Below are 11,064 nucleotides of genomic sequence, written 5' to 3'. Positions count from 1 at the left end.
CAAGCTTTTGGCTTAGAACTCATCCCTATTTCCAACGCTATGGAATGTGTTTCTTAGGAGTAGAGCAAACCTTGGAGAATGCCCCCATTGTGGGTAATTCAATATTTGCTAGACAGCAAGTATTATGCCAGCATGAGGGCAACAATCAGCAAGTTTGAGAAGCAGTGGAATATATCTGTAGTCAATTATCAGGTGCAAAAATCTAGTGAGGCGTTGTTTACCACTGAAGACATCGCCATGAGATCCAAAGCTAGACTATTGCGAATGGAGGAACTGAAGATGGCTTCTCTGGTTGCAAGTCTACCACTACTCCACTTGAACTCACTACAGCAAAGCGGATAAACCGATTTACAGACGAATAGGAAAGACCCAACTGCAATCTAGGATGATTAATGTCCATATGCAAATTCTCTCTAGTTTTATTTTTTTGATGTTCTCTACACACCTAACTCACTTCCACTAGTTCAAAATTTTTTATGTTTCTGAAGTTTTTCGATTTGCCACAGTCCTGAAAGTGGATCAATCAATCTGAGTGAATAGGTTTTATCCTCCTTAAATCGGGCGACTAGGTTTGGGCCATTCGTAATATCATAATCTAACAAAAAGATATTGCTAACTTCTTGGGGTAGGAGAGACAGGTAATCACTTTGTATTGTTACTAAATTGATTTTCGGCTTTAAAAAATGACTTAAGTTTAGTAAGACCCCGATATTTGCAGTACTGTCGCTACTTACTAATAAAGAACTCTCGAATTTATTGATATATTTAGCCGTTGCTATAAAATATTGATTACTTCCTTGTAGCCACCAACTGTCAGCTTTAAAAAACATCACATCTGAGACCAGTCCAGCCAACAAAAATCCGACCATTAAACATTGCCAAATTTTTTGCTGCCAGTTATTCTCAGAGAAGATATAGACACCTAAAATATAAGCCAAAGCAATTTGGATGCTGAGGTATAAAGGTATCTGATACCGAAAATTAATAGATCGAATTCCCCCCCCAATCAGATCTGGTAACAGTAGGCAGATAGATGGAACCGCTCCTAAAAAAATCAGAAACCAACTAAATCTATTTAATCTTTTTTTATAGAGAAAATACAAAATACATAATATTAAAATTTCCGAAAATATCCCAGAAATAACGTTGTAATATATATGACTGTTTTCCCAAAAAGATTTATGAATCCAAGGATTATATGAGCTAAAGTTAATATCAAAAAATATTCGATTAATTTGAGTCAGTAAAATAGCAATTAAATCGAAAGGATTATCTAATTTTAATAATGATAAATGGGACGTTAGCTGTTGCGCTGTGCTGAGATGAACGACGAGTACAAATACCCAAGGAAGAAAAATAAATAACCCGACTGTAGTTCCTAAGAGATAATTTGCAAAAGTTTTGTTAAAGCGAAAGTGTTGTTGAGAAGCCACATAAATGCCATGAGCCATTGCTACTAAAGCGGTGAATAAATGAGTGTACAATCCCACAGCTAAGGCAAAGGCATATATCGCCCAGTTCCAGAAAGTTTCCCGTCGGAGAGTCCGCAACAAGGCAGCACTGCATACTAGAATTGTTACCATCCACAAACCGTACTGGCGTGCCTCTTGAGCGAAGAAAATCTGCAAGGGAGAAACAGCCATTAGAGGGATCGCCACCCATCCCACAATTGGGGACTCGAACAACTCTAGACACAGCCAATACACGCTCGGAAATATCAACAGACTGATCACCGCTGATAAACTCCTCACTCCATCTGGTGAATCTCCAAATACTTGCGTCCACAATCTCACCATCGCATAATACAAAGGGGGATGCTGCGGGTCTGAGGTGATTAAATAGTGAACAGTATCATTGACGCCTCGATCTGGGTTAAGGTGTTGATATTTATCCAAAGCAGCAACAGGAATCACTCGCTCATTAAAGACTTCCTGTCGGACTTCAGCGACAGTATGACCAGAAATAGCGAGAGAGGTAAAAGCTTCATCGTACCAGATTGCTTTTTGACCCAAATGGGCAAAGCGAAAGAAGATTCCTACTCCAATCATGAAAATCACTAATATTTTTAACCAAATTGGGGGATTTTGCTTAGTTATTGGAGTTTGTTTTTCTACATTCATTGTTTATAGGACTACTCACATTTTGCACTTCATAAAGGGGCCGCTGATATTCGTTCACTTGTACTGGTTGGCTCACCAACTCGGCGATCTGCGATCACCTGACTGGGGCTAACTCTATTCTGTCTAACGGGGTACTACAAACTGGACACTGCTCTAAGTTCAGTTCTATTTTATTGATAATATAGGCGTTGATCAATAAAGTTGGAAAAGTAAACAGTGCCATTCACCACAAGAAAGGAACTGCCACCATATTCATGCACACGAGTACGCACATTGAAGCCACTAGGCGTGAGGGACTCGATTTTACCATCTGCATCCCGCCGCACTATGACATTTCTACCTGACTCTGATGGTCGTAGCTCACTCCAGTAAATCTCTTCGCCACAGAGGGCAATTTGTCCCAACCCAATTGTACTTGCAGTAATTAAGTCTGTTGTTATCGGCGATCGCCAACATCCGTAAGACGCTACTTCTGCTTTGATCACGCTTTATTCTGCTCCCTGTTCCCAAGAATCATACATTGTCTGTAAAGGCAAAACTCTGACCAAGCCCCGTTGGGGCGGGTGTGGGGTATAGGGTGTAGGGTGTGGGGGAAGAAATGAGCCCCAACAACCAGTGGGACACAAGCCCCGTTTTTCACTCTGGTTTGCATTGGGCGGAGTCTCAAGCTCCGTCCAATGCCGTATTCCCTACACCCTACACCCTATCCCCTGCACCCTTCTTGTTGACACACTCACTTATACTAATCCGTAATTCGTAATCCTAGCCACAAGGTAGCAGCAAGCTACGTAATTGAAAGTTCTTTAATATAAATATTTTAGGCAACCAGATCATTGGCGTAAGCTCTCACTGCCGGCCAACGGGTGCAAGACTCAAAGGAGGCCACTTGTATAAGAAAAACTGCCCTGAGCAAGGAGTTCAGGGCAGCACTTGAAAAGCGAAATACAGCACTTCCGGCAGCTATGAGGTACATCCTCAAAGCTGAAAGCTATGCTAGGAGAGGGGCAAGGAGAAAAACTGTATTGCATAATAGCGGGAAGCACTGTAAAATAGGGGACTTTTAAAGCCTTGTCTCTTGGTTTATACATAATTCGTTTGGTATGTAATATTCTTCAGCTAGAGTTTTGTGTTTTTATGCAAAACTAACCAAAAATCTTGAAACTGCTGTCACCAAGAGTTAGCTGCCAGCATCAACACCATCCCTTCGGTAAGCAAGTCAGATGTCAAATGCGTATTTCGTTACATACATTAATTACATAGCGTAAGAAGCGTACTGCTTCAACAGCGCGGCTCACTTTGCTGCGATAAGAGGAACCATGCCGAATTTCACGGAGGTTAATTGCCTCTTGAATAAGTTGATGCCACTTTGGTGGAAGATGCACCAAAGCATATCGACCAGCCTCCGTTTTCGAGAGGATTTCATACCACTATCTGTTAATAAATATGCTAATTTACTTGGCGATCGCGTCCAACTCACCCAATAGCTGTTCAGATTTTCCTTCATCTTTCTTTGCAGCAGATTCCAATCAACTGTAAATGCAAGGTTTTCTGGTGGAAGTCCAATCAGACAAATGCCTTGATGTTTCAGCACCCACCAAGTGGTTTGGTTTATATCATGGTATCCAGCAGAGTGCAGAGCGCTGTCATGATAGTAGGGGTAAGGAGCAATTTCTGGTTGCTCCCGCCCGATATCTTCAAGAAGCAAATAACTTCCTTCTAGTTTCCACTGTGGGTAGCTCAGTTCTAGTTTTTTATGGACTGCTTTTAGTTTTTTTACCTCGGATGTTGTAGCCCGTCGTATGAAAATAGTAATAAAATCAATGTCACTCAAGTATGGGTTAAAAGCATTAAGTGCAATAGAACCATGAATATAAAAGCCTTCTATCAGACCCGGAAGTTCGATTTGTAATGACAACAAATAATTATTTAATACTGGACGAATACATTCTGGAATACGAGTATCCATATTTTATAAATCGCATTACCGTTATTTTTAATCTTGCGTTCCCATTTAATAATAAGACCACCTTCATTAGCGGCCTATTAGGCATCACACTCCACTCACGTACCCAAAAAGCAATCCACACCCATCACCCATACAACAATAAGCAAAATGTCTCTGATTCGCTAATAACTTCTTGTATCCTGGAATATCCGTTCTTTATGGAGAGCCGAATGATTCCTATAGATATGAAACGACTGATCAAAAAAACCTCTAACCCAATTCGCAAGGAAACAGAAGTAACCCCACCACCCACTGAACCCATTGAGATGCCTGAGAGCCTAAATATTCCTGAACCAGTGATTGAACCAAATCCACCTGTGTACATTGAAGACTACGTTTCCGAATCCGAATACATTTCTGAACACTATCGCCCCCTACGCTCCGTTGGCAACTCTGGGTGGCAACCGTCTGATGTGTGGCGAGAGTTGAGGGTTGATGATTTCTGTGGGTAATTAAGCTCTGACTGAATAAAAATTAGTATATAATGCTAAATTACCTTCAAAAAAGCCATGAAACCCTTACTAGGCAAGAAAAATCAACATTATTTACTAGTTATTTCTGGGTTTAGCACTGATTCGGGCTTTTAAGTTTTATTTTCGAGCCTAGTTTTGATATCTAACTAATAATTTGGCATAACAGATACTGAAGAACCAAAATTATTAAACCTTAAGCAAGCTAGAAAATTTTTTAGCTTGCTTAAGGTTTTGTTAAGTTATGGAGTTAAATATAGTGCTTGAATGAAAGTCTATATCCAGAGTAGTTAGTCAATTTCACCTTTGGGTAAAGAGCAAATGAATATTAGATGCAATTGTATGAAGATAAGGTTTACTAAATTCAATTGGCAATACTTGCTGATTATTTGCTGATTATACGCCTCTTGCAAGGCTCACTCCAATTGCGCTTTGCTTAACAATATTTACCAAAAATACAAGTTCATTTTAAATGTTCTAAAGTTCATATAAATGATTTATCAGTGAAGTTTTGGGGTACAAGTAAATACTCTGGGGAGGGATGTGCTAAAAATAGTTTTACGGCAAGTATGCTGTGGTTAACATCTATATATTTGTTAAGTATTGCACTTGGCATTTAAAGTCTAGATAATTCATTAAATTTAATTATTAGGGCAAGTCATGAACAAAAAATGGGCTATCAAACGAATCACAATAAATCTTGCATCAGTTGAAAGCGAAAAACTTGAACGATATTGTGCAATGACAGGTAGACCTGCAACTGATGTGATTCGGGAGTTGATTCGCTCCCTCACAATAACCGAGTTGTCAGCGTCTGAACAGACTACACCTACGCTAAAATACGATGTTCCAATTCTGAAATAATGGCAATTGAATGGCTTGGGTTTGTTTGGCGTTATCCAGGTTAGACAAGGAAATTCCCAACAACCTAATACTGCGGTTTTCCAGATCAATCGACTCAAACAGCGCTTTGGCTATCTCAAAAATCGTAGATAGTTCACTAATGGGAGCAAGCATTGTCTTACTACGGGTTATCTGATGATAGTCAGAAAACTTGACTTTCAGCGTTAATGTGCGTCCTCGCGTTTCATGCTGCTCTAACCGTTGCTCGACAATTTGGGCAATCTGTTCGAGTTCTTGTGACATCTGACCGACATCGCTTAAGTCCTGTGCAAATGAGGTTTCTGCACCTATGGACTTACGAACCCGATTTGCTTCAACTGGGCGGTCATCTTCTGCTCTGGCAATCTTATAGTAATACTGCCCTGCTTTACCAAAGTGGTGTGTTAGCTCAGTCAGCGATCGCTCTTTCAAATCAGCCCCAGTGTGAATGCCGAGTGAGTGCATCTTCGCCGCCGTCACCTCTCCAATACCATGAAACTTTTCAATTGGCAGCTGCTCTACAAATGCGATCGCATCCTCTGGTAAAATAACCGTCAGTCCGTTGGGCTTCTTCTGCCCTGATGCCATTTTTGCAAGAAACTTGTTAATTGACACACCCGCAGTTGCCGTCAATTGAGTTTCCTGGAAAATTGCAGTTTTGATGTATCTTGCAATCGTAGAAGCGTAGGTGATATTTTGCTTATTCTCAGTAACATCCAGGTATGCTTCATCTAGTGCAACTCCTTCCACTAAATCAGTGTAGCGTTTGGATATGGCGTGGATTGAAGTGGAAATATCTCGGTAAACATCGAATCTCGGTCTGACAAATATAAGTTCGGGACATTTAGTGAACGCAGTTACTGACGGCATCGCGGAGTGAATCCCAAACTTACGAGCTTCATAACTGGCGGCGGCAACTACGCCTCGCTGATTGGGACTGCCACCGACGACTAAGGCTTTGCCTTGGTAGCTAGGGTTGTCCCTCTGCTCTACCGATGCGTAGAAGGCGTCCATATCCACATGAATTATCTTCCTGGTTCTAGCGACAGATTCTTGTCCCAAGGGTAGCTCCACTACAAGCAGTCTCGCTTTTCACACACTATTTCCAAGCAAATAAAATCCTAAATTACAAATCTTATAGTACACTAGCACTAGTTTAGAAAGAAATTTAACATATCTGCAAATTATTTCAGCCTTGCCTGAACTTTATGCTATCTGCTGCGATTGGTTTTTCTGCTAATGAGTAAGCGTAACAATGTGGCTTAAATTTGGTATAGCCTCAAATGGAAAATTAGTCTGTGTTGAAGATGTTGGTCCAGGGTAAGCGCATCTCAAACCCTATTGACACGGTAGTTTTGGGGTTCACCCAAAGCACAAATAAGTTCAAAATTACTACACTGAGCCAAGGGGTGGGATTGACATTTTCGTCTTTATATGGTTAAAAAACATAAAAAGCTATTTAAACCATGTTTTTTCAATCATTTACGACAATTCGTCCTATTTTGAATGAAAAATTAATATTTAGATAGAGCTTTAAGCTTTATGTCTGTATCAAGAGCTACAAAATTAGATGCGCTTACCCTGGATGTTGGTCGTGGTAAAACCGAGCTTAAATGCCCTTACTTTTACGGTGAGCTAACTGCTAAGAAAGGCAAAGTCAAGCAACATCATTTTGCACATTCTTCAGCGACTTGCCTGCCTGTAGCTAACCGTGATTTTCCGATTTTACCACTCTACGATAATTTCAATATTTACCTATCGCGTAAAGATTTAGCACAGTTAAAATTGCTGTGGAAAGAATACGGCTCAATCAATTATCCTATCAGCCCTGGTTTAGTTACTCCGGGACTTTTCAAGGCTGGAATGTTCCAAAAAAATGTCTATTTAACCCCTCCAGCTTATGAATTTACTAATTTAGGAAAAATTCCTGTTGGGACACTAGAATTCAGTTTATTCAACGAAGTGCAAGAACCCCTGTTGCTCAGAAAGCTACTGAAGCTAGAGCTAGCAGCCAAACACGCATTATACAAAAATGCATTAGATAACTCATATCGGCTCACCGACTTGACACTTTATCGCGCTCAACTTCAACGCATTTTATCTTGTACTCTGTATTTTTTAGAAATTCAAACGCCTAAAGGTATTTTGCACAAGATAGGAGTTACCGCCAGACCCATCCAACAGCGATTGATAGAAATAGAAACGGATTTACTTATCTCTTATCAAACTGTTACTATTCAAATACTTGGAACTTGGCCACACAGGGGGAATGTAGAACTATATTTTAAACACCGCTATCATAATTACAATTATCGCATTGGTAGTTTAACTGAGTACTTCAAATTTGGTGCTACCGATGCTAACGCTGCCCTACATGAACTACAACAAATGAAAGTTAAAGTACTTTTTCCAGTCGAGATAGACATTCTTAAGGACAACATTAGCTTATCTCAAGTTGCTATCTAGCCTATTTGAACAGTTATCAATGATCTATTTTTCCCGCGATCTAAATCCCCCACCATTTAGTAGAATGTTTTAGTGGCGATTCTTTATCCCCCATTAACGCAAAAATAATTGATAACTTTTTAACAGTACTGTCTGTTTACCCCATCTCCTCAATATCCACAATATGAATATCGACTTATTGCAGTCACTTAAGCAAAAACTGACGAATGACGCAGACTTGTCCGATATCTGGCTATTTTATATGGATCATTTTGCGGATCTGCCGGAATTCACTGACCTGGGTGAGCCTGCCTATAATGAATATCTAGATGCTGTCCTCCAAAAAACTTGTCAGCAGATGTTTGGCAGGGCAATAAAGATTAGTGACTTTTTGCTGATATACATTGCAAAGCATCATCTATTTCATGGAGCTTTCCAAATTGAAAGACGTATTGGAGGTGTGATTTATTTCGAGGATATCAAAATTGGATTAATTGCAGTGTCGGCAGATTATCCTCCTACCGATGCAGTTAAGTATTCACGTTTTACTGAGGTGATTCAACTATCGGCTCCTAATGGCAACGATCACAATTGAGATTTACTCTTTAATGTACAGTCAAGGGAATTCCATTATCTTTAGGTTTTAAATTGAGAATAAATGGAACAGCTTTCAATACCCAATCGGACACGGGTGTATAATTAGCAGCTTCTTCTCCAAAGCTAATAGAAAGCATATCAGTATGAATAATACCTGGATTGAGGGGTATAGCTGCCATACCAGTTGGCAATTCTTGTGCCAAAGAACGAGTTAATCCTTCTATTGCCCACTTAGAAGCACAATATGGTGCAACTTGGGCTGAAGTCGAACGTCCCCAGCCAGAACTAAAGTTAACAATAATACCCCGTTTCTTTTTCACCATTGCTGGTACGAAATGGCGAATTATATTTGCTACTCCTTTGATATTAATATCTATTAGATCCGAAAATTCTTCAGATGGTATTTCCCACAAAGGTGCTGGATAATTGGTAATTGCCGCATTATTAATTACTATATCTGGCGGTGAATATTTTTGAAGTACGTCTATTGCCCATTCTTTTACAAGGTGTTCATCTGCCACGTCTACAGATGTGAAGTCGTTGGGCGCACTAAATTTCTGGCGTATTTTATCAATAGCATCTGATGAACGGGCGCAACCAATAACAGTATGTCCCTGTTGAATAAAACCCTCAGCCATTGCATAACCTAGACCTTTACTTATGCCTGTAATTAAGATGAGCTTACTCATATTTTCCTGTTATTCCTGTTCTGAATCAATAATTCGTGGGAAAAAATAACCACTACCTCTTGCTGTGATAATGAATTCTGGGTCGTTGGGATCGGATTCTACCTTTGTCCGTAACCGCGAAATATGCACATCTACCACACGAGTGTCTGTATTCATCTCTGGTACAAAGCCCCACAATTGCTGTAATATTTCAACCCTTGAAAAAATCTTTCCCGAATGATTAACTAACAACTCTAATAAGCTAAACTCCACACCTGTCAATCGAATGCGTTGCTCATTTTTATGAACTTGCCGCCTACTTGTATCGATTTTGAGATTGCCCACATGGATTATAAGAGAGTTAGGAATAGTATTAATACTGGTTTTGTGGGAGCGCCGTTTTAGTACACAGGCAATTCGAGCTTCCAGTTCTTTGGGTGAGAAAGGTTTCGTCATGTAGTCATCAGCACCGAGTTCTAGCCCAGTGATTCGGTCTGCTACATCTCCTAAAGCTGTGAGCATGATAATTGGTACGTCTGATTGTTTCCGTAATTCTTGACAGACACCATAACCATCTAGTTTTGGCATCATCACATCCAGAACTATTAAATCAGGGGTCAAAAGGCGAAAAGCTGACAAAGCTTCTTCACCATCACTAGCTGTAACTACACTGTAGCCAATCATTTCTAGACGCGTCTGTAAAATTCGGCGGATGCTAGCTTCATCGTCAACTACTAAGATTGTGCCTTTATCACCTGATAAGTTTCTCAACGCTGTTCCTCCACAGCGATAACTCTTAACCCTTCATTATCTGCTTATTAGGAGTCAAAACCGCAAAACAATCTTGAGGTACAGTCATAACGAAAGAAGCGATCGCTTTAAGGCATCTGTGCAACTAGATTATGCTAGGGCATCTGCCCGAAAAAGATATTTATGTCCAATTAATAAATTCCTCAACAAGGGACTCGTATTTTCCATAGATTTGGTGTACCTTGTTAATTCTGTGCAATTATTAATACCCATCTTCTCCCAAGTTTACCCATCCAAATTTTAAGCCAATGAAAACTTCTAATGATATAGATACAAAAAAAATCATCAAAAAATCCGACAAGCTTACCCTGAGACAGATGAAGTTAATCGAAGAAGCAGAAGACCAACTTCAAGAAGCTAACACTGTCGATTCTTCAGTCCCTGTGGCTGAGGAGGAAGCAGTAGCGATTTCAGAGCCATTCGTTCCTGACTATATTCCATTCCTTGACAATCCTCCAGTACAGTCTGTTGGCAACTCTGGCTGGCAGATTTCTGATGTCTGGCGGGATTTGCGCGTGGATAGCTTCTCGAATTAAACCGGAACTAAAGCAACCGCCTGAGCAATTTTTGTAAACTATACTTTGCACCAAGTGAAAGTTACAGTTGCATTGTGCCTATAATAATTTACGGCTAACTGTAACTAGAAGTTAGCACCCTGTAAATGGTTATCGCTTGGATTACGCATCAAAGGCGATACCAAAGACAAGCAAAATTTATCGGCAGCGTAATAGTTTCTATTCTCGTTGCCAATATGCTCCCTCCGCGATCGCATATTGGTGAAAGTGTTGTGTCTGGGGAAGTGGTATTAATCGTAGTTTTAGTCGGATAAAAGATAAGGGTATCATATATTACATAAGCAATACAAGGATTTTTAGAAGCTGAAACCCTTATTTTATCGTTGAGCAGTGACTCGACGATCAGCAGAGCGTCAATCACCTTGGTTATCAGAAAAATCTTTATCTAATTATCTAATAAGGCTTTTAAGCTTAACTCGGTTTTCTGTTGCGATGATGATGCTGTTGGCGAAATATTTCTTAACATTGCCAAGCAAGGAAGCGCGATGTCTG

14 protein-coding genes are annotated in these 11,064 nt (G+C 40.0%); 8 read left to right on the top strand and 6 right to left on the bottom strand.

Annotated features, from left to right (window positions below):
* The first annotated feature begins 132 nt into the window (after positions 1-132).
* Positions 133-342, top strand: coding sequence for a hypothetical protein (locus HWQ38_RS17070; RefSeq protein ID WP_292795498.1), 210 nt, complete (start codon positions 133-135; stop codon positions 340-342).
* A 122-nt stretch (positions 343-464) separates the two neighbouring features.
* On the opposite strand, the gene HWQ38_RS17065 is transcribed toward HWQ38_RS17070, so the two are convergent.
* The 3 genes from HWQ38_RS17065 to HWQ38_RS40495 form a co-directional block, all read right to left on the bottom strand.
* Positions 465-2,120 carry a glycosyltransferase family 39 protein gene (locus HWQ38_RS17065; protein ID WP_292795496.1) on the bottom strand — a complete coding sequence of 552 codons (1,656 nt, stop codon included), beginning with the start codon at positions 2,118-2,120 and terminating at the stop codon, positions 465-467.
* Positions 2,121-2,290: 170 nt separating this feature from the next.
* Positions 2,291-2,605: a hypothetical protein gene (locus tag HWQ38_RS17060; RefSeq protein WP_292795494.1), complete on the bottom strand. Its 315-nt coding sequence runs from the start codon at positions 2,603-2,605 to the stop codon at positions 2,291-2,293.
* 738 nt (positions 2,606-3,343) lie between these two features.
* Positions 3,344-3,502 (bottom strand): hypothetical protein, encoded by a 159-nt coding sequence (locus HWQ38_RS40495; RefSeq protein ID WP_366933310.1) that lies wholly within the window; start codon positions 3,500-3,502, stop codon positions 3,344-3,346.
* 154 nt (positions 3,503-3,656) lie between these two features.
* Here HWQ38_RS40495 and HWQ38_RS40490 point away from each other — a divergent pair, with 154 nt between their 5' ends.
* The 3 genes from HWQ38_RS40490 to HWQ38_RS17045 all read left to right on the top strand — a co-directional run bounded on the left by HWQ38_RS40490 (position 3,657) and on the right by HWQ38_RS17045 (position 5,459).
* Positions 3,657-3,911 (top strand): hypothetical protein, encoded by a 255-nt coding sequence (locus HWQ38_RS40490; RefSeq protein ID WP_366933309.1) that lies wholly within the window; start codon positions 3,657-3,659, stop codon positions 3,909-3,911.
* 384 nt (positions 3,912-4,295) lie between these two features.
* Entirely contained in the window at positions 4,296-4,577 is a 282-nt protein-coding gene (locus tag HWQ38_RS17050; protein WP_292795492.1) for a hypothetical protein, read from the top strand.
* A gap of 678 nt (positions 4,578-5,255) precedes the next feature.
* On the top strand, positions 5,256-5,459 hold the full coding sequence (locus HWQ38_RS17045; protein ID WP_292795490.1) for a CopG family transcriptional regulator: 204 nt from the start codon (positions 5,256-5,258) through the stop codon (positions 5,457-5,459).
* Here HWQ38_RS17045 and dinB read toward each other — a convergent pair.
* Positions 5,430-6,539, bottom strand: coding sequence for a DNA polymerase IV (dinB, locus tag HWQ38_RS17040; RefSeq protein ID WP_292795488.1), 1,110 nt, complete (start codon positions 6,537-6,539; stop codon positions 5,430-5,432). The genes HWQ38_RS17045 and dinB overlap by 30 nt on opposite strands.
* A gap of 480 nt (positions 6,540-7,019) precedes the next feature.
* Here dinB and HWQ38_RS17035 point away from each other — a divergent pair, with 480 nt between their 5' ends.
* Positions 7,020-7,943 carry a GIY-YIG nuclease family protein gene (locus HWQ38_RS17035; protein WP_292795486.1) on the top strand — a complete coding sequence of 308 codons (924 nt, stop codon included), beginning with the start codon at positions 7,020-7,022 and terminating at the stop codon, positions 7,941-7,943.
* Between the two features lie 163 nt (positions 7,944-8,106).
* On the top strand, positions 8,107-8,517 hold the full coding sequence (locus tag HWQ38_RS17030; protein WP_292795483.1) for a hypothetical protein: 411 nt from the start codon (positions 8,107-8,109) through the stop codon (positions 8,515-8,517).
* A 10-nt stretch (positions 8,518-8,527) separates the two neighbouring features.
* On the opposite strand, the gene HWQ38_RS17025 is transcribed toward HWQ38_RS17030, so the two are convergent.
* Both HWQ38_RS17025 and rpaB read right to left on the bottom strand, forming a co-directional pair.
* Positions 8,528-9,208 (bottom strand): SDR family oxidoreductase, encoded by a 681-nt coding sequence (locus HWQ38_RS17025; protein ID WP_292795481.1) that lies wholly within the window; start codon positions 9,206-9,208, stop codon positions 8,528-8,530.
* A 9-nt stretch (positions 9,209-9,217) separates the two neighbouring features.
* Complete coding sequence (rpaB, locus tag HWQ38_RS17020) at positions 9,218-9,958, bottom strand: response regulator transcription factor RpaB (protein ID WP_292795478.1); 741 nt, start codon at positions 9,956-9,958, stop codon at positions 9,218-9,220.
* 287 nt (positions 9,959-10,245) lie between these two features.
* Here rpaB and HWQ38_RS17015 point away from each other — a divergent pair, with 287 nt between their 5' ends.
* Both HWQ38_RS17015 and HWQ38_RS17010 read left to right on the top strand, forming a co-directional pair.
* Positions 10,246-10,533, top strand: a complete 288-nt coding sequence (locus HWQ38_RS17015; protein ID WP_292795475.1) for a hypothetical protein — start codon at positions 10,246-10,248, stop codon at positions 10,531-10,533.
* Positions 10,534-10,658: 125 nt separating this feature from the next.
* Positions 10,659-10,826, top strand: a complete 168-nt coding sequence (locus tag HWQ38_RS17010) for a hypothetical protein (RefSeq protein ID WP_292795472.1) — start codon at positions 10,659-10,661, stop codon at positions 10,824-10,826.
* Positions 10,827-11,064 lie beyond the last annotated feature (238 nt).

Source organism: Nostoc sp. NMS7, from assembly GCF_017115085.1.
GTDB lineage: Bacteria > Cyanobacteriota > Cyanobacteriia > Cyanobacteriales > Nostocaceae > Nostoc.
Note: the sequence above shows the minus strand (reverse complement) of the source record. Positions and strands in the feature narration are given on the sequence as shown.